General features: G+C 69.3%; 22 protein-coding genes, 1 tRNA gene and 4 pseudogenes. 15 read left to right on the top strand and 12 right to left on the bottom strand.

Annotation, left to right across the window (positions count from 1 at the left end):
• Window positions 1-9: 9 nt before the first annotated feature.
• Both NFU81_RS33335 and clpB read right to left on the bottom strand, forming a co-directional pair.
• Entirely contained in the window at window positions 10-555 is a 546-nt protein-coding gene (locus tag NFU81_RS33335) for a type III secretion system chaperone family protein (protein WP_251498644.1), read from the bottom strand.
• A gap of 102 nt (window positions 556-657) precedes the next feature.
• Complete coding sequence (gene clpB, locus NFU81_RS33330; protein ID WP_251498643.1) at window positions 658-3,264, bottom strand: ATP-dependent chaperone ClpB; 2,607 nt, start codon at window positions 3,262-3,264, stop codon at window positions 658-660.
• Window positions 3,265-3,486: 222 nt separating this feature from the next.
• Here clpB and NFU81_RS33325 point away from each other — a divergent pair, with 222 nt between their 5' ends.
• The gene (locus NFU81_RS33325; RefSeq protein ID WP_251498641.1) at window positions 3,487-3,894 is read left to right on the top strand and encodes a pyridoxamine 5'-phosphate oxidase family protein; all 408 of its coding nucleotides are present in this window, start codon (window positions 3,487-3,489) and stop codon (window positions 3,892-3,894) included.
• A gap of 70 nt (window positions 3,895-3,964) precedes the next feature.
• Here NFU81_RS33325 and NFU81_RS33320 read toward each other — a convergent pair whose 3' ends face one another.
• The 5 genes from NFU81_RS33320 to NFU81_RS33300 all read right to left on the bottom strand — a co-directional run bounded on the left by NFU81_RS33320 (window position 3,965) and on the right by NFU81_RS33300 (window position 9,253).
• On the bottom strand, window positions 3,965-4,444 hold the full coding sequence (locus NFU81_RS33320; protein WP_251498776.1) for a heat shock protein transcriptional repressor HspR: 480 nt from the start codon (window positions 4,442-4,444) through the stop codon (window positions 3,965-3,967).
• Between the two features lie 22 nt (window positions 4,445-4,466).
• Window positions 4,467-5,666 (bottom strand): molecular chaperone DnaJ, encoded by a 1,200-nt coding sequence (dnaJ, locus tag NFU81_RS33315; RefSeq protein ID WP_251498638.1) that lies wholly within the window; start codon window positions 5,664-5,666, stop codon window positions 4,467-4,469.
• 35 nt (window positions 5,667-5,701) lie between these two features.
• The gene (gene grpE / locus NFU81_RS33310) at window positions 5,702-6,379 is read right to left on the bottom strand and encodes a nucleotide exchange factor GrpE (RefSeq protein ID WP_251498634.1); all 678 of its coding nucleotides are present in this window, start codon (window positions 6,377-6,379) and stop codon (window positions 5,702-5,704) included.
• Window positions 6,376-8,247: a molecular chaperone DnaK gene (dnaK, locus tag NFU81_RS33305; RefSeq protein ID WP_251498632.1), complete on the bottom strand. Its 1,872-nt coding sequence runs from the start codon at window positions 8,245-8,247 to the stop codon at window positions 6,376-6,378. The genes grpE and dnaK overlap by 4 nt, the downstream gene beginning before the upstream one ends.
• A 121-nt stretch (window positions 8,248-8,368) precedes the next feature.
• Entirely contained in the window at window positions 8,369-9,253 is an 885-nt protein-coding gene (locus tag NFU81_RS33300) for an LCP family protein (RefSeq protein WP_251498629.1), read from the bottom strand.
• Window positions 9,254-9,525: 272 nt separating this feature from the next.
• Between NFU81_RS33300 and NFU81_RS33295 the strand changes: the two genes are divergently transcribed.
• The 3 genes from NFU81_RS33295 to NFU81_RS33285 all read left to right on the top strand — a co-directional run bounded on the left by NFU81_RS33295 (window position 9,526) and on the right by NFU81_RS33285 (window position 13,272).
• Entirely contained in the window at window positions 9,526-11,781 is a 2,256-nt protein-coding gene (locus NFU81_RS33295) for a (Fe-S)-binding protein (RefSeq protein WP_251498626.1), read from the top strand.
• Window positions 11,782-11,804: 23 nt separating this feature from the next.
• Window positions 11,805-12,755, top strand: a complete 951-nt coding sequence (locus tag NFU81_RS33290; RefSeq protein WP_422665351.1) for a Yip1 family protein — start codon at window positions 11,805-11,807, stop codon at window positions 12,753-12,755.
• Window positions 12,756-12,855: 100 nt separating this feature from the next.
• Window positions 12,856-13,272 (top strand): DUF2000 domain-containing protein, encoded by a 417-nt coding sequence (locus NFU81_RS33285; RefSeq protein WP_251498621.1) that lies wholly within the window; start codon window positions 12,856-12,858, stop codon window positions 13,270-13,272.
• Window positions 13,273-13,296: 24 nt separating this feature from the next.
• On the opposite strand, the gene dcd is transcribed toward NFU81_RS33285, so the two are convergent.
• Entirely contained in the window at window positions 13,297-13,872 is a 576-nt protein-coding gene (dcd, locus tag NFU81_RS33280; RefSeq protein ID WP_251498618.1) for a dCTP deaminase, read from the bottom strand.
• Between the two features lie 20 nt (window positions 13,873-13,892).
• Window positions 13,893-14,072 (bottom strand): hypothetical protein, encoded by a 180-nt coding sequence (locus NFU81_RS33275; RefSeq protein ID WP_251498615.1) that lies wholly within the window; start codon window positions 14,070-14,072, stop codon window positions 13,893-13,895.
• A 175-nt stretch (window positions 14,073-14,247) separates the two neighbouring features.
• Between NFU81_RS33275 and NFU81_RS33270 the strand changes: the two genes are divergently transcribed.
• Window positions 14,248-14,321: transfer RNA gene (locus NFU81_RS33270), tRNA-Gly, on the top strand.
• A 361-nt stretch (window positions 14,322-14,682) separates the two neighbouring features.
• Here NFU81_RS33270 and NFU81_RS33265 read toward each other — a convergent pair.
• On the bottom strand, window positions 14,683-15,000 hold the full coding sequence (locus NFU81_RS33265) for a hypothetical protein (RefSeq protein ID WP_251498613.1): 318 nt from the start codon (window positions 14,998-15,000) through the stop codon (window positions 14,683-14,685).
• Between the two features lie 450 nt (window positions 15,001-15,450).
• Window positions 15,451-15,594, bottom strand: coding sequence for a hypothetical protein (locus tag NFU81_RS33260; protein WP_251498610.1), 144 nt, complete (start codon window positions 15,592-15,594; stop codon window positions 15,451-15,453).
• Between the two features lie 154 nt (window positions 15,595-15,748).
• On the opposite strand from NFU81_RS33260, the pseudogene NFU81_RS41120 reads away from it, so the two are divergent.
• The 8 genes and pseudogenes from NFU81_RS41120 to NFU81_RS33240 form a co-directional block, all read left to right on the top strand.
• Window positions 15,749-16,534 (top strand): annotated as a pseudogene (locus NFU81_RS41120) (putative T7SS-secreted protein); the annotation flags it as partial.
• Window positions 16,535-17,060: 526 nt separating this feature from the next.
• Window positions 17,061-17,159: pseudogene (locus NFU81_RS41475) on the top strand (DUF6531 domain-containing protein); the annotation flags it as partial.
• 342 nt (window positions 17,160-17,501) lie between these two features.
• Window positions 17,502-20,111: pseudogene (locus NFU81_RS41605) on the top strand (RHS repeat-associated core domain-containing protein); the annotation flags it as partial.
• Window positions 20,112-20,467: 356 nt separating this feature from the next.
• The gene (locus NFU81_RS33250; protein ID WP_251498605.1) at window positions 20,468-20,989 is read left to right on the top strand and encodes a hypothetical protein; all 522 of its coding nucleotides are present in this window, start codon (window positions 20,468-20,470) and stop codon (window positions 20,987-20,989) included.
• Window positions 20,955-21,269: pseudogene (locus NFU81_RS41465) on the top strand (RHS repeat-associated core domain-containing protein); the annotation flags it as partial. The gene NFU81_RS33250 and the pseudogene NFU81_RS41465, both read left to right, overlap by 35 nt.
• Complete coding sequence (locus tag NFU81_RS41460) at window positions 21,188-21,472, top strand: HNH/endonuclease VII fold putative polymorphic toxin (protein WP_422665350.1); 285 nt, start codon at window positions 21,188-21,190, stop codon at window positions 21,470-21,472. The pseudogene NFU81_RS41465 and the gene NFU81_RS41460, both read left to right, overlap by 82 nt.
• The gene (locus NFU81_RS33245; RefSeq protein WP_251498602.1) at window positions 21,423-21,926 is read left to right on the top strand and encodes an Imm50 family immunity protein; all 504 of its coding nucleotides are present in this window, start codon (window positions 21,423-21,425) and stop codon (window positions 21,924-21,926) included. Before NFU81_RS41460 ends, NFU81_RS33245 begins: the two co-directional genes overlap by 50 nt.
• The gene (locus tag NFU81_RS33240; protein WP_251498598.1) at window positions 21,913-22,320 is read left to right on the top strand and encodes an Imm50 family immunity protein; all 408 of its coding nucleotides are present in this window, start codon (window positions 21,913-21,915) and stop codon (window positions 22,318-22,320) included. The genes NFU81_RS33245 and NFU81_RS33240 overlap by 14 nt, the downstream gene beginning before the upstream one ends.
• Before the next feature lie 296 nt (window positions 22,321-22,616).
• Here the strand turns inward: NFU81_RS33240 and NFU81_RS33235 are convergent, their stop codons facing one another.
• A complete protein-coding gene (locus NFU81_RS33235; RefSeq protein WP_251498596.1) occupies window positions 22,617-22,904 on the bottom strand; it encodes a DUF4263 domain-containing protein in 288 nt (95 codons plus the stop codon).
• 113 nt (window positions 22,905-23,017) lie between these two features.
• Between NFU81_RS33235 and NFU81_RS33230 the strand changes: the two genes are divergently transcribed.
• Window positions 23,018-23,287 carry a type II toxin-antitoxin system prevent-host-death family antitoxin gene (locus NFU81_RS33230; protein WP_251498593.1) on the top strand — a complete coding sequence of 90 codons (270 nt, stop codon included), beginning with the start codon at window positions 23,018-23,020 and terminating at the stop codon, window positions 23,285-23,287.
• Window positions 23,277-23,735 (top strand): type II toxin-antitoxin system VapC family toxin, encoded by a 459-nt coding sequence (locus NFU81_RS33225; RefSeq protein WP_251498590.1) that lies wholly within the window; start codon window positions 23,277-23,279, stop codon window positions 23,733-23,735. Before NFU81_RS33230 ends, NFU81_RS33225 begins: the two co-directional genes overlap by 11 nt.
• The last annotated feature ends 130 nt before the right edge of the window (window positions 23,736-23,865 follow it).

Here is a 23,865-nt window from a genome sequence, read left to right as displayed (position 1 = left end):
GGTGGGGGCTCAGGCCTCCGTCGGGCCGTCCGCGGGGCCGTCGTCGGGGTCGCTGTCGGCGTCCTTGGCCAGGCCGAGGGTCTCCACGACCCACTTGTCGAACTCGATCGACGCCCGGACCCAGCTCACCGTGCTGGACACGAAGTGCTCCAGGCCGACGCCGAGGCCGATCAGCAGCTGGGCCTCGCCGATGAGGCGGACACTGCCGTCGTCGTGGGTGTGGGTGTACATCTTCGGCCACAGGGTGCGACGGTTCCAGTCGTCGATGACCTCGTGCAGCTGCGGCTTGTCCTCGACCGTGTACGGACGGTCGTAGAAGGTCCGCACGGCGAAGACCTGCTGGTCCCCCTCGCCCCGGAACATGAAGTAGGTGCGGAAGTCCTCCCACGGGGCGGCGAGGTCGCCCTCCTCGTCGACGAGGTACTTCAGCTCCATCTGGTCAAGCAGCTGCTTGACCAGGTCCTGGTCCGGAATGACCACACTGCCGTTGTTTCCGGTCGGGTCGGGGTCCGGCTGGCCCCCGAAACTAGGAATCGAGGACGGGTCGATGCTCACCGTGTAGTCCCTTCGTGACGTCTCCCTGCCATCCTCTCTCATCCGCGCCCGCTCGTCACAACCCCGGGCGGTACGCGTACGGCGTACCGCCCGGTGGCCGGGTCATTTGCTCAGGTCGGGACCCGTGGCCGCGCCCACGATCAGGCCGTCGGCGGCGCGGTCGACCCGTACCGTCTGCCCGTCGGTGACCTCGCCGGACAGCAGCGCGCGGGCCAGCGGGTCGCCGATGGCGGTCTGCACCAGGCGGCGCAGCGGCCGGGCGCCGTAGGCCGGGTCGTTGCCCTCGTCGGCGAGCCAGTCCAGGGCCGCGTCGGTGACGTCGAGGGCCAGCCTGCGGTCCCGCAGCCGGGCGGCGAGCCGGTCGGTCTGCAGCCGGGCGATACGGCGCAGCTCGTCCTTGGACAGCGCTGCGAAGACCACGATGTCGTCCAGCCGGTTGAGGAACTCCGGCTTGAAGGACGAGCGGACCGTGCTGAGCACGTGCTCGCGCTTCTGCCCGTCGGTCAGCGAGGGGTCGACCAGGTACTGGCTGCCCAGGTTCGAGGTCAGGATGAGGATGGCGTTGCGGAAGTCGACGGTGCGGCCCTGCCCGTCGGTGAGCCGGCCGTCGTCGAGCACCTGGAGCAGCACGTCGAAGACCTCGGGGTGCGCCTTCTCGACCTCGTCGAGCAGGATCACGCTGTACGGGCGGCGGCGCACCGCCTCGGTGAGCTGGCCGCCCTCCTCGTACCCGACGTAGCCGGGGGGCGCACCGACCAGCCGGGCGACCGAGTGCTTCTCGCCGTACTCGCTCATGTCCATGCGGACCATCGCCCGCTCGTCGTCGAAGAGGAAGTCGGCCAGCGCCTTGGCCAGCTCGGTCTTGCCGACGCCGGTCGGGCCGAGGAAGAGGAAGGAGCCGGTCGGGCGGTCGGGGTCGGCGATGCCGGAGCGGGAGCGGCGTACGGCGTCGGAGACGGCGCGGACCGCCTCGGTCTGGCCGATGAGCCGGCGGCCCAGCTCCTCCTCCATCCGCAGCAGCTTCTGCGTCTCGCCCTCCAGCAGCCGGCCGGCCGGGATGCCGGTCCACGCGGCGACGACGTCGGCGATGTCGTCGGGGCCGACCTCCTCCTTGACCATCGTCTCTTGAGCCGCGGCCTCCTGCTCCTCCCGGGTGGCCTCCTCCAGCTCGGCCTCCAGCTTGGGCTTCTCGGCGTAGAGCAGCTTGGAGGCGGTCTCGAAGTCGCCGTCGCGCTGGGCGCGCTCGATGCGGGTGCCGATGTCGTCGAGGCGCTCCTTCAGCTCGCCGACCCGGTTCAGGCCCTGCTTCTCCTTCTCCCAGCGGGCGGTCAGGCCGCGCAGGTCCTCCTCGCGGTCGGCGAGGTCCTTGCGCAGCTTGTCGAGCCGCTGCACGGAGGCGGGGTCGGTCTCGTTCTTGAGCGCCATCTCCTCCATGCGCAGCCGGTCGACGGCACGCTGCAGCTCGTCGATCTCGACCGGCGAGGAGTCGATCTCCATCCGCAGCCGGGACGCCGACTCGTCGACCAGGTCGATGGCCTTGTCGGGCAGGAAGCGCGAGGTGATGTACCGGTCGGACAGCGTCGCCGCGGCGACCAGCGCGGAGTCGGCGATCTGCACCTTGTGGTGCGCCTCGTAGCGGCCCTTGAGGCCGCGCAGGATCGCCACCGTGTCCTCGACGGTCGGCTCGGCGACCAGCACCTGCTGGAAGCGGCGCTCCAGGGCCGGGTCCTTCTCGATCCGCTCGCGGTACTCGTCCAGCGTGGTCGCGCCGACCATCCGCAGTTCACCGCGGGCGAGCATCGGCTTGAGCATGTTACCCGCGTCCATTGCCGAGTCGCCGCCGGCGCCCGCGCCGACGACGGTGTGCAGCTCGTCGATGAAGGTGATGATGCGGCCGTCGCTGTCCTTGATCTCGGCCAGCACCGCCTTGAGCCGCTCCTCGAACTCGCCGCGGTACTTCGCGCCGGCCACCATCGCGCCGAGGTCGAGCGAGACCAGCTTCTTGTTGCGCAGCGACTCGGGCACGTCGCCCTTGACGATGCGCTGGGCCAGGCCCTCCACGACCGCGGTCTTGCCGACGCCGGGCTCGCCGATCAGCACCGGGTTGTTCTTCGTACGGCGGGAGAGCACCTGGACGACCCTGCGGATCTCCTGGTCGCGGCCGATCACCGGGTCGAGCCTGCCCTCGCGGGCCGCCGCGGTGAAGTCGGTGCCGTACTTCTCCAGCGCCTTGTACGTCCCCTCAGGGTCCTGGCTGGTCACGCGCTGCCCCCCACGGGCGGTCTCGAAGGCGGTCAGCAGCTGCTTGCCGCCGGCCCCCTGACGGGTGAGCAGGTCGCCGGCCTGGCCGCCCTTGACGGCGATCCCGATCAGCAGGTGCTCGGTCGAAAGGTACGCGTCCCCCAGCTCCTTGGCCCGCTCCGCGGCGTCCGCGATGACCGCCAGCAGCTCGCGGTTGGCCTGCGGCGGCGCAACGGTCGAGCCCTGCACCTTCGGCAGCGCCGTGACCAGCCGCCCGGCCTCCGCGGTGACCTCCGCCGGATCGGCGCCGACGGCGGTGAGCAGGTCGAGCACGTTCTCGTTGTCGGCGCCGCTCAGCAGGGCGAGCAGCAGGTGAGCGGGCGTCAGGTCGGGATTGCCCTCGGAGACCGCCCGGGTGTTGGCGGCGTTGAGCGCTTCCCGGCTCTTGTTGGTCAGCTCGGCGTCCACGGGGCCTGGTCCTCCTCAAGGTGCTGTCATCGGTCCATTGTGCTGGCCGCGTCCGGCGTTGCGCAGCACATCGCGTGACTACTTGCGCAAGGGAACATGAACCATGTTGAGTCTATTCCACTCAACTTCGGTTCCGCAGCCCGACACACGGACGGCCGCCGGCCCGTCACCCGGGCGTGGGTGACGGGCCGGCGGCCGTACGAACCGGGCTAACGTCGTGCCATGGTTCGACGTGATCCCCGCGCGCCCGAGGCCGGCTACCTCGCCTTCTGGCGCGAACACCATCTGTGCACCCTGACCACGCACCGCCCGGACGGCTCCCCGCACGTCGTACCGGTCGGGGTCACCTACGACCCGGAGGCCGGGCTCGCGCGGGTGATCACCAACACGTCTAGCGCCAAGGCGGCCCATGTACGGGCCGCCGGCGCGGAAGGCGCCCAGGTCGCGGTGTGCCAGGTCGAACGCGGGCGCTGGGCGACACTGGAGGGCGTCGCCACCGTCTCGGAGGACCAGGAGCGCATCGCCGACGCGGTCGCCCGTTACGCGGAGCGCTACGGGCGCACCCCGGCGCCCAACCCGCACCGCGTCGTCATCGAGATCGCCCTGACCCGGGCGATGGGCTCGGCCTGAACCCGAACGGGGACCGGGACCCGGGCCTGGACCCGGGCACGGGCACGCAGCCGTGCCCGGACCCCGCCCGTCAGGAGGACTTGGGGCGCCACACGACCAGCGCACTGGTGTGCTGCACGTCCTGATACGGCACCAGGTCGCGGCGGTACGACGCGTGCACCGCCGCCTCCCGCTGCTGGATGACGGCGGCGGCGCCCTCCACCGTCGCGGTCAGCTCGGCGACCCTGGCCTGCAGCGCGGCGACCTGGTTCTCCAGTTCGATGATCCGCTTGATGCCGGCGAGGTTGATGCCGTCGTCCTGGGAGAGCCGCTGCACCTCGCGCAGCTGCTCGATGTCGCGTGCCGAGTAGCGGCGGCCGCGCCCGGCCGTGCGGTCGGGCGAGACCAGGCCGAGGCGGTCGTACTGCCGGAGCGTCTGCGGGTGCAGGCCCGACAGCTCCGCCGCCACCGAGATGACGTAGACCGGGGACTCCTCGGTCAGCTGGTACGGGTTGCGGCCGCGCGGGCCGCCGGGACCACGCGGTCCCGGCCCGGGCGCCGTGCCGTCCATCCGGCCGTCGATGTTCATCCGTTCACGCTCCCTTTGCCGCCTTGAACAGCTCGGCCCGCGGGTCGGCGTCCCCGGTCGCCTCCCGGTAGGCCTCCAGCGCGTCCAGCGCCTTGCCCTCGGTCTTCTCCGGCACCGCCACCTCGACGGTGACCAGCAGATCGCCGCGCGACCCGTCCTTGCGCACCGCGCCCTTGCCGCGGGCGCGCAGCGTCCGCCCGTTCGGGGTGCCCGGCGGCAGCTTGAGGGTGACCGGCGGGCCGCCCAGCGTCGGCACCTTGACGTCGCCGCCGAGCGCCGCCTCCACGAAGCTGACCGGCACGGTCACCGTGAGGTTGGCGTCCTTGCGGCCGAAGACCGGGTGCCGCCCGACGTGCACGACCACGTACAGGTCGCCCGCCGGGCCGCCGCGCTCGCCGGGGGCGCCCTTGCCGCGCAGCCTGATCCGCTGCCCGTCGGTCACCCCGGCGGGAATGCGGACCTGCATGGTGCGCGAGCTCTTCGCCCGCCCGCTGCCGTGGCACACGTCGCAGGGAGTCTCCGCGATCAGGCCGCGGCCCTTGCAGTCCACGCACGGGTCGGTGAGCGAGAAGCCGCCACCGCCGCCGCGCGAGACCTGCCCGGTGCCGACGCAGGTCGGGCACACCCGCGGTGTGCCGTTCTTGTCGCCGGTGCCCGAGCACGCCTTGCAGGGCGCCTGCGAGGACATCCGCAGCGGCACCGTCGCGCCGTCCACGGCCTCGGTGAAGCTCAGGGTGACCTCGGACTCGATGTCCTGGCCGCGCCTGGGCTGCACCCTGGTGCCGCCGCCGCGGTTGAACAGACCGCCGAAGACGTCCCCGAGACCGCCGCCGAAGCCGCCGCCCTGGCCGCCGGTCGTGGTGGTGCCGCCGGGACCGCCCTGGGCGCCGCCGAAGAGGTCGCCCAGGTCGAAGTTGAAGCCGCCGGTGCCGCCCGCGCCAGGCCCCGGGCGGAAGCCGCCGTTGCCGAAAAGCGCGCGGCCCTCGTCGTACTCCTTGCGCCGCTTGGTGTCGGAGAGCACGTCGTTGGCCTCGGAGATCTCCTTGAAGCGCTCCTCGGCCTTGGCGTCGCCCTTGTTGGCGTCCGGGTGGAACTCGCGGGCGAGCTTCCGGTACGCCTTCTTGATCTCGGCGTCGGTGGCGTCCTTGGGGACGCCGAGGACCTTGTACAGGTCCTTTTCCAACAGGTCCCTACTGATGCTCATCCCCGGCGTCCCTCCTCTCCGCTCCGTCTACACCGTCAGCCCTGGTCCGGGCCACCGGTCTCCTCGTCGTCCGCCGCGTCCACTGCCGCGTCGGGGTCCTCCGGCGCGTCGTCGCCCTTGCCGGCACCCGGCTGGGGCTCGGCGACCGCGACCCTGGCGGGCCGCAGATTGCGCTCACCCAGGCGGTACCCGGGCTGGAGGATCTGCACGCATGTGGTCTGCGTGACATCCGGCGAGTAACTGTGCATCAGGGCCTCGTGCACCAGCGGGTCGAAGGGCTCGCCCTCCTTGCCGAACTGCTGCAGCCCCAGCTTGGCCGCCACCGTCTCCAGCGACTCGGCGACCGACTTGAAGCCGCCGACCAGCTCGCCGTGCTCACGCGCCCGGCCGATGTCGTCCAGCACCGGGAGCAGCTCGGTGAGCAGGTTGGCGACCGCGATCTCCTTGACGGCGATCCGGTCCCGCTCCACCCGGCGGCGGTAGTTCTGGTACTCGGCCTGCAGCCGCTGCAGGTCCGCGGTGCGCTCGTTGAGCGCGGTGCGCACCTGGTCCAGCTGTGCCCGCAGGGCCGTCAGCTCCTTGGCGTCCCCACCGCCCTGGCCCGGGGCCGCCTCGTCGGCGGCCCCGGCGTCCTTGGCGGAGTCCGGCTGCTTGTCGCTGGCCTCGGAGGGGACGTCGGGCTCCGACTCGAAGCCCTTCGGCTCCTCCGTCACGCGGCACCGTCCCTCTTGTTGTTCTCGTCGTCGACGATCTCGGCGTCCACGACGTCGTCGTCGACCGGGCCCGCCTGGTCGGCGCCGGCGTCGGCCTGGGCACCGGCAGGGGCGTCGCCCTGCGCGTTGGCGTACAGCGCCTGGCCGAGCTTCTGGCTGACGGCCGCGACCTTCTCGGTGGCCTCGCGGATCGACGCGGTGTTGTCGGCGTCGGTGGACTCGTTCTTGAGCTTCTCCTTGAGGTCCGCGATCGCGTCCTCGACCTCGGACTTCACGTCCTCGGGAAGCTTGTCCTTGTTGTCCGCGATGAACTTCTCGGTCTGGTAGGCCAGCTGCTCGCCCTGGTTGCGGGTCTCGGCGGCCTCGCGGCGCCTGTGGTCCTCGTCCGCGTACTGCTCGGCCTCCTGGCGCATGCGGTCGACCTCGTCCTTGGGCAGCGAGGAGCCGCCGGTGACGGTCATCCGCTGCTCCTTGCCGGTGCCGAGGTCCTTAGCGCCGACGTGCATGATGCCGTTCGCGTCGATGTCGAAGGTGACCTCGATCTGCGGCATCCCGCGCGGGGCCGGCGGCAGACCGGTCAGCTCGAACATCCCGAGCTTCTTGTTGTACGCGGCGATCTCGCGCTCGCCCTGGTAGACCTGGATCTGCACCGACGGCTGGTTGTCCTCGGCCGTGGTGAAGATCTCCGAGCGCTTGGTCGGGATGGTCGTGTTGCGCTCGATCAGCTTGGTCATGATGCCGCCCTTGGTCTCGATACCGAGGGACAGCGGGGTGACGTCGAGCAGCAGGACGTCCTTGACCTCGCCCTTGAGCACACCGGCCTGCAGGGACGCGCCGATGGCGACGACCTCGTCCGGGTTGACGCCCTTGTTGGCGTCCTTGCCGCCGGTCAGCTCGCGCACCAGCTCGGCCACGGCCGGCATACGGGTGGAGCCGCCGACCAGGACCACGTGGTCGATCTCGGACAGCTGGATGCCGGCGTCCTTGATGACGTTGTGGAACGGCGTCTTGCAGCGCTCCAGCAGGTCGCTGGTGAGCTGCTGGAACTGCGCGCGGGTCAGCTTCTCGTCCAGGTGCAGCGGACCCTCGGCGGACGCGGTGATGTACGGCAGGTTGATCGAGGTCTCGGTCGAGCTGGACAGCTCGATCTTCGCCTTCTCCGCCGCCTCACGCAGGCGCTGGAGGGCCATCTTGTCGCGGCCGAGGTCCACGCCGTGGCCGGACTGGAACTGCTTGACCAGGTAGTCCACGACGCGCTGGTCCCAGTCGTCGCCACCGAGGTGGTTGTCGCCGTTGGTGGCCTTCACCTCGACGACGCCGTCACCGATCTCCAGCAGCGACACGTCGAAGGTGCCGCCGCCGAGGTCGAAGACCAGGATCGTCTGGTCGTCCTTGTCCAGGCCGTACGCCAGGGCGGCCGCGGTCGGCTCGTTCACGATCCGCAGCACGTTCAGACCGGCGATCTCGCCGGCCTCCTTGGTGGCCTGCCGCTCGGAGTCGTTGAAGTACGCGGGGACGGTGATCACCGCGTCGGTGACCTTCTCGCCCAGGTACGACTCCGCGTCCCGCTTGAGCTTCTGCAGGATGAAGGCGCTCATCTGCTGCGGGTTGAAGTCCTTGCCATCCAGGTTGATCTTCCAGTCGGTGCCCATGTGGCGCTTGACCGACCGGACGGTCCTGTCGACGTTGGTGACGGCCTGGCGCTTGGCCACCTCGCCGACCAGCACCTCGCCGTTCTTTGCGAAGGCGACGACGGACGGCGTGGTCCTGGCGCCCTCTGCGTTGGTGATGACGGTGGGCTCGCCGCCTTCGAGAACGCTGACGACGGAATTAGTCGTGCCCAGGTCGATGCCGACCGCACGTGCCATGGTGAAATCCTCCTGCTGACTTGAGTGGAACTGGCTCAAGGGTGCCTGAGTGATTTTCTCCTGTCAACAGAGGTGAGTCGAGGCGACTCAACTTAGTGATGTGCGCCCCGCGCACCTGGGGCTACGGCTCGGCGTCCGGTGCCAGCGGGCGGTCCGCCCGCAGTGCGGCGAAGAGCCGGTCGGCGGCGGGATGGCGCAGTACATTGCCGCCGGCTCGGCCATGTACCGAGCCGGGGGACGGCGCCACGGGCAGGGTGACCAGGGTCACGCCCCCCGGGGGCAGGCCGCGCAGGGTGCCGGCCAGCCCGTAGAGGGCGGGGAGCGAGCTGAGCCCCGGGTCGGCGGTGATCGCCGAGGTCGCGGTGTCCAGCAGCCCGAACAGCCGCGCCGGGTGCGCGAGCGACCCGCGGCCGCCCTTGGCCGCACCGGCCAGCGCCTGGAGCAGGTCTCGGCGGGGGTCCTGGCCCGCCGCCCCGGTGCCGTCGTCGACCGCGTCGGCGATCCGGCCGAAGCGGGGCACGTCCACCACCAGGTGGTGGTCCACCCGCACCCCCGACAGCTGCTCGAACGCCCGGATGGAGCAGGCCGCACCACCGCTGCGGAAGGCGGCGGCGAAGGGCTCGTACGCGGCGGGGACCGCGCCGCCGCCGGGCCGGCGGCAGCCGGGGACGCCGACCCGGAGGTCGCGCGGCACGCCGACCGCCGCGGCCCGCGTACGGTCGGCGGACAGGTGCAGCAGGACGGCCGCATCCCGCCCGGCGCCCTCCTCCGCGGCACCGTCACGCTCCGGGGCCGCCGCCGCGTCCGCACCCAGCACCAGGATGTTCCGCGCGTGCGGCACCAGGGACGGCGGGCGCTGGGCGGCGTATTCGGCCAGCACCTTCTCGGCGGCGCTGTCGGTGGTGATGTTCGCGCTGAACTTGCGGTAGGAGGCCAGGCAGAGCCCCGCGGTGAGGACCAGCAGGAGGCCGGCGCCGATCGCCGTCCAGCGCAGCACCGCCCGCATGTCGCCCCTCCTCCCGCGGTCCGTGTCGGCCTCGCGTGCCGGCCTCATCCATATGTGTCACGGACACCCGGGTTTCAATCGGATCGGCGTGGCATACATGACGCGTGTTCGGCGCGCGACACAGATCACCAGTGGTGCGCCTTTATGACCCTCTCGATCCCGGGTAATCTCAGCCAGGACCGCATTAAGTTACCGCTTAGTAGTCGCGGTACCCGTCCGTCCCGTCCACCGTGTCCACTGCTGTACACCGTGCGCAGGCCCGAGGAGCCCTCATGCAACTCGCCGCGATCATCGTGTCGCTGGTTCTCACCGCGGTCGGCGTCGCGCTCATCGGCCTCGCCATCGCGCAGATCTACCGGTTCATCCGGCTCGGCAAGCCCGTACCGGCCGGCAGCCGTACGAACGACCCGCAGGCGCGTACGACGACCATGCTGCGCGAGTTCGTCGGCCACACCCGGATGAACAAGTGGGGCGTCATCGGCGTCGCCCACTGGTTCGTCGCCGTCGGCTTCCTCACGCTGGGCCTGACGATCGTCAACGCCTACGGCCAGCTCTTCAAGGCCGACTGGATCCTGCCCTGGATCGGCGACTGGCTGCCGTACGAGGTCTACACCGAGTTCATCGCGACCCTCACCACGCTCGGCATCATCACGCTGATCGTCATCCGGCTGCTGAACCTGCCCTCCCGGGCAGGCCGCAAGTCGCGCTTCGCCGGCTCGACGGCCTGGCAGGCGTACTTCGTGGAGTACGTCGTCCTGGTCATCGGCCTGGCGATCATGACGCTGCGCGGCCTGGAGGGCGCCCTGCACGGCGTCGACCACTACGAGGCCGCGTACTTCGCCTCGTACCCGCTCGTCGCCGGCTTCCGCGGGCTCAGCACCGCGACGCTGCAGAACGTCGTGTACGCCACCGCCATGGTCAAGCTGAGCGTCACCATGATCTGGGCCATCGTGCTCGGCCTGAACACGAACATGGGCGTCGCCTGGCACCGCTTCCTGGCCTTCTTCAACATCTGGTTCAAGCGCAACGCGCACGGCCCGGTCGCGCTCGGCGCGCTCCAGCCGATGACCAGCAACGGCGTGCCGATCGACTTCGAGGACCCGGGCGAGGACGACGTCTTCGGCGTCTCCCAGGTCGAGCAGTTCTCCTGGAAGGGCATCCTCGACTTCTCCACCTGCACCGAGTGCGGCCGCTGCCAGTCGCAGTGCCCGGCCTGGAACACCGGCAAGCCGCTGTCCCCCAAACTGCTGATCATGTCGCTGCGCGACCACGCCCATGCCAAGGCGCCCTACCTGCTGGCCGGCGGCGGCAAGAACGCCGAGGGCGAGGAGCAGGCGACGCCCGAGCAGCTGGCCGGCGTCCCCGCCGCGGCCCTCGCCGAGGCCGAGCGCCCGCTGATCGGCACCGCGGAGGAGAACGGCGTCATCGACCCCGACGTCCTGTGGTCCTGCACCACCTGCGGCGCCTGCGTCGAGCAGTGCCCGGTCGACATCGAGCACATCGACCACATCATCGACATGCGCCGCTACCAGGTGATGATCGAGTCGTCCTTCCCGTCCGAGGCGGGCACGATGCTCAAGAACCTGGAGAAGAAGGGCAACCCCTGGGGCCTGCCCAAGAAGCAGCGCCTGGCCTGGGTCAAGGAGGTCGACTTCGAGGTCCCGGTCGTCGGCGAGGACGTCGAGGACCTGACCGAGGTCGAGTACCTGTACTGGGTCGGCTGCGCCGGCTCCCTGGAGGACCGGGCGAAGAAGACCACCAAGGCCTTCGCGGAACTGCTGCACATTGCCGGCGTCAACTTCGCCATCATGGGCGGCGAGGAGAACTGCACCGGCGATTCACCCCGGCGCCTGGGCAACGAGTTCCTCTTCCAGCAGCTCGGCATGGAGAACGTCGCCATGCTGAACATGGCCTTCGGCGAGGATGACGAGGATCCCTCGACGAAGAAGCCCAAGGCGTCGAAGAAGATCGTCGCGACCTGCCCGCACTGCTTCAACACCATCGCCAACGAGTACCCGCAGCTCGGCGGCGAGTACGAGGTCATCCACCACACCCAGCTGCTGCAGACCCTGGTGGACGAGGGCCGCCTCGTCCCGGTCACCCCGGTCGAGGGCCTGATCACCTACCACGACCCCTGCTACCTGGGCCGGCACAACAAGGTCTACACGCCCCCGCGGGAGATCATCGCCAAGGTGCCGGGCCTGCGCAGCGAGGAGATGCACCGCCACAAGGACCGCGGCTTCTGCTGCGGCGCAGGCGGCGCCCGGATGTGGATGGAGGAGCGGATCGGCAAGCGCATCAACAACGAGCGCGTCGACGAGGCCCTCTCCCTCAACCCGGACATCGTCTCCACCGCCTGCCCGTTCTGCCTGGTGATGCTCACCGACTCCATCAACGGCAAGAAGAACGACGGCAAGGCGAAGGAGTCGCTCCAGGTGGTCGACGTGGCGCAGCTGCTGCTCGACTCGGTACGTACACCGGCCGCGGCAATTGCCGCCGATTCCGCCTCCGGCACGGCCGCGGGCTGAACCTCTGCGGGGTGCCGCGCCGCGTGTCACAGGTTGGCAGCAAAGCGGCGCCCCGCACCGGCCGTCGGGCACCGGGGCGCCGGGTAGCGGGTACGTTCGAAGGCGTGGCTGGATTCGAGAACCGACGAGGACAGGACCCGAACGCACCGGGCGGCTACCCCCCGGGGCAGGGCCGGTACGCGCCCTCGGGCTCGGGCGGCTCGGGCCCCGGCTCCGGCGGTCCTGGGCCGTACGGCGGCCCGTACGACCCCTCGTACGACCCTTCCCACGGCCGGCAGCAGCCCTACGGCCAGCCGCCGGCGTACGACGACGCCCCCGGGCACACCCGGGCGTTCACCATGGGCGAGCCGGCCCAGCTCGCCGACCCGTACGCGTACGCCGACGACAACGTGGCGACGTACCGCGCGGGGCAGAGCGCCGCCCCGCCGGCCGGACCGCGGCTGCACTGGAAGCAGCTGCTCAGCGGCATCCTGCTGCGCCCCGGACGCACCTTCTGGCAGATGCGCGACCACACGATGTGGGGACCCGCCCTCACCGTGACCTTCCTCTACGGCCTGCTCGCCGTCTTCGGCTTCGACGCGGCCCGCAAGGACGTCCTCGACGCGACCCTGTCGGCCAGCGTCCCCTGGGTGGTCACCACGGCCATCGCCGTCACCCTGTGCGGCCTGATGCTGGGCGCGGTCACCACCACGCTGGCCCGCCAGCTCGGCGGCGACGGAGCCTGGGCGCCGACCGTCGGCCTGGCCCTGCTGGTCACGTCCCTCACCGACGCCCCCCGGCTCTTCTTCGCCCTCTTCCTCGGCGGCGGCAACGGCTTCGTCCAGCTGCTCGGCTGGCTGACCTGGCTGGCCTGCGCGGCGCTGATGACGTCGATGGTCGGCAAGTCCCACGACCTGCCGTGGCACAAGGCACTGGGCGCGTCCTCGATCCAACTGGTGGCGCTGCTCATGCTGTTCAAGCTGCCGCTGATCTGAGCCCTGGTCCTGGCTCGGTCCTGGCGCCGGCCCTGGCTCCGGCCCCGACGCGCTAGGAACGTACAAGACGTGCGGCCGGCGCCCCGCGCAGGCTGGGTCCATGACCACAGCTTTCGATACGAAGATCGCCGTGCTGCTGCGCGAGGACCTGGAGCCGTGGCAGCGGCTGAACGTGACGGCGTTCCTGGTGAGCGGCCTCGGCACGCACCTGCCCGAAGTCATCGGCGAGCCCTACGAGGACGCCGACGGCACCGCGTACCTGCCGATGTTCCGCCAGCCGGTGCTGGTCTTCCAGGGCGCCAAGGACGTCCTGACGGCCGCCCACACCCGGGCGCTGTCCCGCGGCCTGCCCAGCGCGGTCTTCACCGCGGACCTCTTCGCCACCGGCAACGACGTCGACAACCGCGCCGCCGTCCGCGCCGTCCCGACCGCCGGCCTCGACCTGGTGGGCCTGGCCGTCCACGGCCCGCGCAACGCCGTCGACAAGGCCCTCAAGGGTGCGCGTCTGCACCCTTGAGGGCCTCGGTCCACACCTGGCGGTTCACACCTGGGTGCGGTGGAAGTTCATGTACGACCTGGAGGGCGTCGGCCCGCGCTGCCCCTGGTAGCGCGAGCCGTACCGCTGCGATCCGTACGGGAACTCCGCCGGCGTCGTCAGCCGGAACAGGCACAGCTGCCCGATCTTCATCCCCGGCCAGAGCTTGATGGGCAGCGTCGCCACGTTCGACAGCTCCAGCGTCACGTGCCCGGAGAAGCCCGGGTCGATGAACCCGGCCGTCGAATGCGTCAGCAGCCCGAGCCGCCCCAGGCTGGACTTCCCCTCCAGCCGCGACGCCACGTCGTCCGGCAGCGTGATGACCTCGTACGTCGAGGCCAGCACGAACTCCCCGGGATGCAGGATGAAGGCGTCGTCCCCCTCCGGCTCCACCAGCCGTGTCAGGTCCGGCTGCTCGACCGCCGGGTCGATATGCGGATACCGGTGGTTCTCGAACACCCGGAAGAACCGGTCGAGGCGCACGTCGATGCTCGACGGCTGCACCATCGACGGCTCGAACGGGTCGACGCGCACGCGCCCGTTGTCGATTTCGGTCCGGATGTCCTTGTCTGAGAGAAGCACGGAACGACCCTAACCTGCCGCTACTTCTCCCCGCTGGCCCCGTCCCCCGCGGACACGGGCACGGCATGCCGCAGCCGCGCGCACCTGGGACACCTGAGCAGCCGCCCCGGCCCCAACCGCTGCGCCCCCAACTGCTGCAGCGGAAAAGACCCGGTAGTGAAAACGTGCCCCTCCGCACAACGAACGACAGTGCGCTCCATGAAGCCCCTTCCCCAACTCCGCGTGGCCGACAAACCCACACATTAGGGGATCCCCTGCTCCACCCCCGCGCAGCCACACCGCCCCCCGAACCTACCCCCCTCCCCCACCCTTCCCCCCACCCCACCCCCACGTGCGGTAGAGTGTCCCCGAAGCACCCCTCGGGGAGCCTTTTTCGCGGATGTAGTTTAATGGTAGAACATGAGCTTCCCAAGCTCAGAGCGCGGGTTCGATTCCCGTCATCCGCTCCATTGCAAAGCCCCAGGTCATTGGCTTGGGGCTTAGTTGTTGCCTAGACCAATTAGTGGGGCGCGTGCCATATCCGTGCCACACGACGGGGAAAAACGGGCACAGGAGCGCCACGTGCCCATAATTGACCGCTACTTACCGAGGCGCTCTCGAATGATGAGACGCATTTCCAGTGAGCTGCGCCACAACGAGCCGCGGTTTTCATCCCAATTGGTCCGACTATGCCCACCCCTCGCGGTGCCGGACTCCTCCGTGAAGCGATCCGACCGCCCGACCGAGTTGCGGTTGGCAGTGCGTGCCGTAGCCGTGCCAGATGGCATCCCTGGCGTCGGCGACGGCCAGGGGGCGCCGCGGCATCAGCGCTCAGGCGGTGCGCTCGTCCAGCGCGGCAAGGAACTTGCGGGCCTCGATCATGGTCATGCCCGTCTCCTCCTGGACGAGACGGACTGCAGTAAAGGGATCCTCGTCGGTCTGCAGCAGGCGAATCCTGGAGACGAGACTGCCTCCTCCGAACTCCGGCGGAACCTCTTCCCGGAGGAACCGCCGGCCCTCGACGGCGTTGCAGAACCCCACCGCCGTCTCCAGCGAAAAGCCGGTCAACGAACGCAGTTCCTTAATCACTTTGATTTTGGGGGTCTTCGCCAGCAGTTCGGCGACATACAGCGGCAGTGAGGGGTTCATGGCACCCATGCAACCAGACCGCGAGAGCCGCCCCGTAGGCGGCACGGGGCATTCGGACACCATCCTCAACCCCACAGTCCCGCAGGCGCGGGGAGCAGCCTCTACCCCTCCTCACAGGCCGTCAGCAGTCGGGTCCATCCCCGCAGGCGCGGGGAGCAGCTGGTGCTGACCGTCACCTGCTGCGCGCTGGTGGGTCCATCCCCGCAGGCGCGGGGAGCAGACGTCGGAGCGGCGTGAGCAGACGGTGCGGGAGGGTCCAGACGGTCTCTACGCCCCTATAAGCATTGCTCGCACCAATTCCGTGCCAGGTCCAGCAGCACGCCGCGGACAGCCAAGGCCAGACGCGGGCACCCGGAAGCGAGGCCCGGGCAGTGCACGGACTGGCCGACCAGCAGGTACGCTGACGAAAAACCTGCGATTCCCAAGCTCAGAGCGCGGGTTCGATTCCCGTCATCCGCTCCATTCCTCAAGCCCCAGCCGAATCGCCTGGGGCTTCTTCGTTTTCTGGATCGATTGAAGAACCCGCACCAGTTCCGCACCATATCTGGCGGTCAATTGACGCCCTTGCTTTTCGACGCCCGGTGACAGCCGCATGCCGCAATGTACTGAGGCCTTGATTCGGGAGCCCGGCGCGCGAGGCTGCGGCCAGGACGTGCTTGCCGCGGGCGCGGTACCGGGTGGTGATGACGTCGATACGGATGGTTGCTAGGTTCGTGCGACAGTCGTACTACTGTGGGGGTGGGGACTGGTGGGGTTCAGCTGGAAGGGTGCCGTCAACAAGGTCGGCGACGGCATCGAGCACGGCGTCGACAAGGTCAAGAAGAAGGCCGGGGCGGTCATCGACCACGGCGCTCACATCGTCGGGGACGGCCTTGAGCACGTCGGACTCGACGACGCCGCGGACTGGGTGGAGGACAAGGGCGACCAGGTCGCCGACCACTTAGGCGCCCACGTCGCCGAGCAGCAGCTCGGGCAGACCAACGACCCGAAGGAGTTGCTGCACGGGGACCCGTCCAAGATCCGCGAGGCGGTCCTGCACCTGGCCAAGCTCTCCCTGGCCTTCGACACCGGCCACACCGGCCTGTCGCATCTCGACCCCGGGGACTGGGACGGCGAGGGCGCGGAAGCCTTCCGCGCGAAGTTCAAGGCGCAGCCCTCTAAGTGGGCCCACGCCGCCACCGCCTGCGCCCAGGCCGGGCTCGCCCTGGAGACGTACGCCGAGACCGTGGACTGGGCCATAGGTCAGGCGAAGGAAGCCGTCCGGCTGTGGAAGCAAGGCGTCGCCGCCCGCAAGGCCGCCGCCGACGCCTACAACACGGCCGTCGACCAGTACCACGACGACGTCAAGGCCTACAACGACAAGGTCGACGACGGCAAGGATCCCGGCACCAAGCCGGTCAAGCCTGCGGACTTCACCGACCCCGGCGCGAAGGACAAGCAGGCCGCCAAGGACACCCTGGACACGGCCCGCAAGCAGCGCGACAGCGCCGCAGCCACCGCCGAGGCCAAGGTCCGCACAGCCACCGAACTGGCGCCGAAGAAACCGGACTTCAGCGACCGGATGCAGAACGACTTCGGTGACGTCGGCAAAGCCGCGCCCATCGCCGCAGAGCACTTCGCAGGCGGCCTGGTCCGTTCGGTCACCGACCTGGACAAGTTCGTCCGCGGCCTGGACCCGATGGACCCCTACAACCTCACCCACCCCGCCCAGTACCTGACCCACCTCAACGCCACCGCGGCCGGCCTGGTCGACATGACCCAGCACCCCGAGCGCCTCCCCGGCATCATCCTCGGCACCGGCTGGGGCTCCGACGGCTCAGAAGCAAGCGGACGCCTCATCGGCAACATCCTCCTGGCCATCGCCACCGACGGCGGCAGCGCCGCCGGCAAAACCGCAGCCGAAAACGCCGCCAAGAATGCAGCCAAAGACGCCGCGGAACAAGCCGCCAGAGGCGGTGCCCGCGCCGCAGCAGAAGACCCCGCCAAAGCCGCCATCGAACAGGCCGCGAAGAAGTGCGTCTCGGACCCGATCGACGTCGCCACCGGCGACATGATCCTCCCTGCCCGGCACGCTCCCGCTGGTCCTGGAACGCACCCACCTGTCGTCGTACCGGATCGGCCGCTTCTTCGGGCCGTCCTGGGCGTCCACCCTCGACCAGCGCCTCGAACTCGACGACCAGGGAGTCGTCTTCGTCGCCGACGACGGTGCGATCCTCCTCTACCCCGTGCCGACGATCGACGTCCCGACCCTGCCCAGTCACGGCCCTCGCTGGCCGCTGGAACGGGACGGCCGGCCGGGCAGCCCCCTCCGCATCACCAACACCGAGACGGGCCGCACCCTCCACTTCGCAGCCGTTCCCGGCGCACCGACCACTCCCGGCGCGCCCACAGTGCTGGCCCTGATCGAGGTCACCGACCGCAACGGCAACGCCTACGCAATCACCTACGACGAAGCCGGCGTACCCATCGAGATCCGCCACAGCGGCGGCTACCACCTCACCCTGGACAGCGAGAACGACCGCATCACCGCCCTGCACGTACAGGACCCGACAGCCCCCGGTCGATCCGACACCACCGTACGCACCTACAGCTACGACACCGCCGGCAACCTGTCAGAGGTCACCAACTCCTCCGGCCGGCCCCATCGGTTCACCTGTGATGCCGCCGGCCGCATGACCTCCTGGACCGACCGCAACGACACCACCTACGCATACGCCTACGACCGTCAGGGCCGCTGCGTCGCAACCCACGGAAGCGACGGCTTCCTCAACAGCACCCTCGCGTACGACGACACCACCCGCACCACCACCTACACCAACTCACTAGGCCCCAAGACCATCTACCAGCACAACGCCGCCTACCGCCTGATCGCCGAGACCGACCCGCTCGGCCACACCACCACTCGGGAGTGGGATCCTGCCCACCTGAACGTCACGCGGGTCAGCGACCCCCTCGGCCACACCACCGGTTACACCTACGACGACACCGGCAACCTCACCGAGGTCACCCTCCCGGACGGCAGCAGCGCCACCGCGACGTACAACGCCTTCGGCCGCCCGCTCCGCGTCACCGATCCCAGCGGCGCCACCTGGACCCACGGGTACGACTCGGTCGGTAACCTGCTCACCACCACCGACCCCAAGGGCGCGACCAGTACCTACCATCGCACCGCCCACGGTGCGATCGACGGCGTGACGGACCCCCTCGGCCACACCCACCGCTACGAGGCGAACCCCGCCGGACTCCCCATGGCTGTCACCGACCCGCTGGACCACACCACCCGCTTCACACGCGACGCCTTCGGCCGTACCACCACCGTCACCGACCCGCTCGGCCACACGACTCGGATGGCGTGGACACCGGAGAACAAACCGGCCTGGCGGGAAGGCGCGGACGGCGCACGCGAGACCTGGCAATGGGACGGCGAAGGCAACCTCACCGCCCACACCGACCAAGCCGGCCACACGACCAGCTACACGTACACGCACTTCGACCTGGCCGCCACCCGCACCGACCCCGACGGGCGCGTGCACTCCTTCACCTACGACACGGAGCTACGCCTCACCGCGGTCACCAACCCCCAGGGGCTGTCCTGGACCTACACCCACGACCCCGCAGGACGGCTCGCCGCCGAGACGGACTTCGACGGACGCACCCTGGCGTACGCCTACGACGCGGCCGGCCGACCGGTCTCGCGAACCGACTCCCTCGGTCGGACGACCACCTTCGAACGCGATCCCCTGGGCCAAGTGGTGCGCAAGCAGGCCGGGGACCGGGTGACCACTTTCGCGTACGACCTGGCAGGCCGCCTGACGGCTGCGGCGAACCCGGACGTCACGGTGGCCTACCGGCGCGACCGACTGGGACAGGTGACCGCCGAGACGGTCTCCGGTCGCGTTCTCACCCACACCTACGACGTGGCGGGTCGCCCAGTGGGCCGGACCACCCCCAGCGGTGCGGTCACCACGTACGCCTACGACGCGGCCGGCAATCGCACCACGCTCACCACCGGCGGCCACTCCCTGGACTTCACACACGATGCCGCGGGGCGCGAGACAATCCGCCGCATCGACGACACTTTGACCCTGTCCCAGTCATGGGACCCGACCGGACTCCTGCGCGAACAGCTCCTGACCGCCGCCCCCACGGGACCGGTCCAGCGCCGTACCTATACCTACCGCCAAGACGGGTACCTCACCGGTGTCGACGACTCCGAGGCCGGACCCCGTTCCTTCGACCTCGACCTGGCAGGCCGCGTCACCGCCGTCCGTGCCGCACGCTGGAGCGAGACCTACAGCTACGACGAGGCCGGCAACCAGAGCAACGCGTCGTGGCCGGCCGAGCATCCCGATGCCGAAGCGACAGGGGTGCGCACCTACACCGGCACCCGCGTCATCGGGGCCGGTGCGATCCGCTACGAACACGACGCTGCCGGCCGCGTCACCCTGCGCCAGAAAACCCGCCTGTCCCACAAGCCCGACACCTGGCACTACACCTGGGACGCCGAGGACCACCTCGCCTCGGTCACCACCCCCGACGGCACGGTCTGGCGCTACGTCTACGACCACCTGGGCCGCCGCACCGCCAAGCTCCGGCTGGCGGACGACGGCGAAACCGTCGTCGAGCGCACCGACTTCACGTGGGACGGCCCCACTCTCGTCGAACAGACCACGACGGCCGCCGGCGGGCCCCACCCCGTCACCCTCACGTGGGACCACGACGGCCTGCGCCCGCTGACACAGACGGAACGCATTACGGATGCGACGAGCCAGCGCGAGATCGACCAGCGCTTCTTCGCCGTCGTCACCGACCTTGTCGGCACGCCCACCGAACTCGTCGACACCTCCGGCGCCCCCGTCTGGCGCGCCCGCGCCACCCTGTGGGGCACCACCTCCTGGCCCACCACCGCCAGTGCCTACACCCCTCTGCGTTTCCCCGGCCAGTACCACGATCCGGAAACCGGCTTCCACTACAACCTCCTCCGCCACTACGACCCCACCACCGGCCGCTACATCACTCCCGACCCCCTCGGCCTCAATCCCGCCCCCAACCCCCACACCTACGTCCACAACCCCCACACCTGGACCGACCCGCTGGGGCTGGCGCCCTATGATCCGATACGGATCAAAGCCGGACAGCAGCTGCCCGGCGCCTACCATTTGAGCCCGCCCGAGATGGACTTCGTGAAGAAGCTCCTGGAGAAGCGTCCGAATCTGCAGGTGTACCGCACGCACGGTGAGAAATTCCAAGGTGACTTCATGGTGGTGGACCCCTCCGACCCCAAGAACCTGGTCGCGTACGTGGTGGACCACAAAATGGGCGGTGGCAATGCGGGTCAGCAGCTCAAGAACGCGATGAATGCCGCAGGGCATGTCGGCATCACCTATCCCAGCCAGGTCATCACCGGTGCGGGTGACACGGCCAAGCTGCTGGATCTGATGAGCCGTGGTCGAGGAGAATGGAACAAGTGATGATCGTTCTGCCGGTGCGGCTCAATGAGCTACTCAATGACGTGAGCGGCGCGCGGGCGGCAACACTCGCGCTGGACTTCGCCGAGCACGCGACCGACCTTGAGACTGAGCCCCTGTCCGAGAGTATGCGGGAGGCGACCGTGGAGTATGTCGCCGCTGCCCGCGAAGCAATCGCGCTCGGCCGAGCGAACGACCGGATTCTCCGGGCACACGCAGCCTTCTTCACGACCAGTTGGAAGACGTCGGGGCACCCGGAGGTCACCCATATCCTGAATTCCGCAGTGCGGTTGGCGTGCCAGGACATGCTCATCGAAGCCGGAGCGATGAACAAGGTCGCACGGACGAAGCTGAGCTGCCAGTACATCGCGCAGACGGCTCAATCCGCTGTGGGCAGCCGAAGCGCGAAACGTGCCACCGAAGGCACGGAAAGCCGTAAGGCGGATCGCGCCGCGCGCTGGGAGGAGGCCAGATGGCAACTCCACCATGTCATTGCCACGGAACCCAACCCGCACGAATAATCGCCCCACGAAGCAGTGGAGGAGGGTGCGGTTCCTGCCAACCGGACCTCGCCCCCGACATCCGGTAACGGCTCCTTCGCAGTCCGAACACCCTCCGATGGGGGAGTCGACATCCCGGACAACCACAGCCGATTGTCCACTGCGTTTCCCCGGGCAATATCACGATGAGGAAACGGGGCTGCACTACAACCTGTTCAGGTGCTACCTGCCGTCCACAGCCTCCTACCTCAGTGCCGATCCTCTGGGACTGGCGCCCGCTCTGAACGACTACGCCTATGTCTGACGGATTCCGGTGACCTGATCACGTTCCAGGACCACTGGACGGGCCATCGTTCACCCGGCGAACCGGGATACCAGCGGCCTCATGTCCATGTCCGGCCATTCGACGATCCGAGGAACGGCCAACTTCCGGGAGCCGAGGAGCATTACTACTATGACCCCAGCCTGGGCCGGACTGGTCCGCAACCTGGCGGTGCTCACTGACTTCTACACGTCGCCCCCGCCGCTCGAACCCCTCACGGTGAGGTCTCTGTACCTCGACCGCCGCGGCCCGACGCTCACCCTGCGTTTCGACCTTCCGGCCTTTCCTGACCGGCCGCGCCCGGAGTGGGAGCAGAACGGCTGCGACACGTTCCAGTGCCAGCTGCAGTTCCTCGCCGTGGACGACTTCCTGCTGCTCGGCTGGAACCCCCGGGTGACAGGATCCCTGGACATCGTGCCAACGGTGGAACGGAGGGTCCTGGTGCGGCTCGGTACAGCCGGCACCCACCTGACCTTCTCCAGTAGCGACTCCCTGACCATCGGAAAGATGAGCGCCTACCGCTCCAGCACCGACGGTGCGGACCGCGGCCACCACTACTACGTCGGGAAGGTCGACCAACTGCGGTACGACGTCCTCCCCGACCTCGGAGAGAAGACGTTCTATGGACGGGTCTGACTGGCTGCAGCTCACGGACACCCCGGAAGCCCTGGCTCTGCTCTTCACACGTCCGCCCGATCTGACGTCCTTCGACCTCTTCTCCATCCATATCGACGAGCGCGACACCAGCCTGACGCTCGGATTCGCGCTGGACGCCCTGCCGGAACGACCGCCGGCGGAGTGGACGGAGAAAGGACTCAACGCCTTCGAGCTCTTCCTCACCTTCGAAGGGATCTCCCACCTGCGCGTCGACGGCTGGCACGGCTCCCGCGCGGATGCTGTGACCCTGGCGACAGGCGCGTCCGGCGGGATTCGTACGGAGATCCTCGGAGACGCTTTGTCGGCGTCCTGGGACGCCCGCCGCGTCCGCGTCCTGAGGACCCGGGCCTACTTGGCCGCACGCCACGAATGAATGTCCACCCACGGCACCGTCTCCGGACACACCACGGGCGCCCGGAGTCGCCGTCGGGGCGCAGCATTCATGCTGCCGCTGTCGACGGCACCGCCTCTGGCCCGAGGCAAGCCAAGGCTCCAACGGCACCTGGTTTCCGTGCTCAGAGCGCGGGTTCGATGCCCGTCACCCGCTCCATTGCACAGCCCCAGGTCGAAGACGTGGGGCTTTCTCTCGGCCGCAAATCATTATCGCCGCCCATGGCGAACTCGGTGATTCATTAGGACACGCCGCAGGCAGTCCTAATGTCTGCGGGATTACGGCGAAGGCTCGCTGCCCAAGGAGCGCTCGGCTTTATCAACCAACTCCTCGTACGTAAGCACCTCCACGCGATTCACCTGGGTATTGAAGATGCGAAGTGCCTCGGTGACCGACTCCTCAGGAACGGAGGACGGAATCGACGGGTGTCCGATCAGCACTATCGCGCTGGTCCGCCACGTCTCGATGCCGAGTTCCTCGCGGAGCCGCTGACGGTTCTCGTCCCGGCCGACCAGGTAGTTCGCCCCCTGGCCGACAGCGTCTGCACCTGCGCGGTAGGTACCCACGGACCATCCGTCCCTCAGCGCAGCCCAAGGAGTCCTGAACCAGCCGGACGCGATCTCCGGGCGCCTACGACCGGCTCGCGGCACACGGTGCTACCAGGTGCTACGCTGGTCCAATGACAGCGCAGCCCGAGATCACCCAGCGCGATCTACGCAATCGGTCCAGAGAGATCATGGACGCCGTCCAGGGCGGGCAGTCCTTCACTGTCACCCGCGACGGGCACCGGATCGGGGAGCTGGTCCCGCTCCGTCGGCGCCGGCGGTTCGTTCCGCGTTCGGAGTTCGCCGCCATGTCCCGTACGGCGTCGGACGTCTCCTTGGAGGCGTTCAGGGCCGACCAGGACCTTACGGCTGAGCAGGAGACGGACGACCCCTATGCCCGCTGAGTACGCCCAGGGCCTGCTCGACACCAACATCGTCATCCTGCGCAAATGGATCGACCCCGCGGAACTCCCCGCCGAGGTGGCGATCACAGCCATCACCCTGGCCGAGCTGTCCGCAGGACCCCACGAGGTGCGCAGGAACGAGGACCAGGACGACTACGACGAGCACGCGGAACGGGGCCGGCGCCTCGACATCCTGCAGCGCGCCGAGAACGAGTTCGACCCCATCCCCTTCGACACCGAAGCCGCCCGCATATACGGCAGAGTCTGCGCCGCGGTGATCGGCGCCGGACGCAAACCCCGCCGCCGCGTCGCCGACCTCATGATCGCCGCCATCGCCATCGCCGAAGAACTCCCCCTCTTCACCACCAACCCCGACGACTACAAGGGCCTCGACGGCCTCCTCACCGTCGTACCCGTCACCCGGCCCACCGTCCTCCACGACCGGTAGGGCTTGCCCGCCGCACCACATCCGCACCACGCACAGCGGTACAGCGCGGTCAACCACGGTCATCAACGGCTCCGGCACGGTGGGCGCTCCAGGACGTCACGTGCCGCTGACCAGCACGGACGCCCGGCAA

It is taken from the genome of Actinacidiphila cocklensis (assembly GCF_907177275.1).
Lineage (GTDB): Bacteria > Actinomycetota > Actinomycetes > Streptomycetales > Streptomycetaceae > Actinacidiphila > Actinacidiphila cocklensis.
Note: the sequence above shows the minus strand (reverse complement) of the source record. Positions and strands in the feature narration are given on the sequence as shown.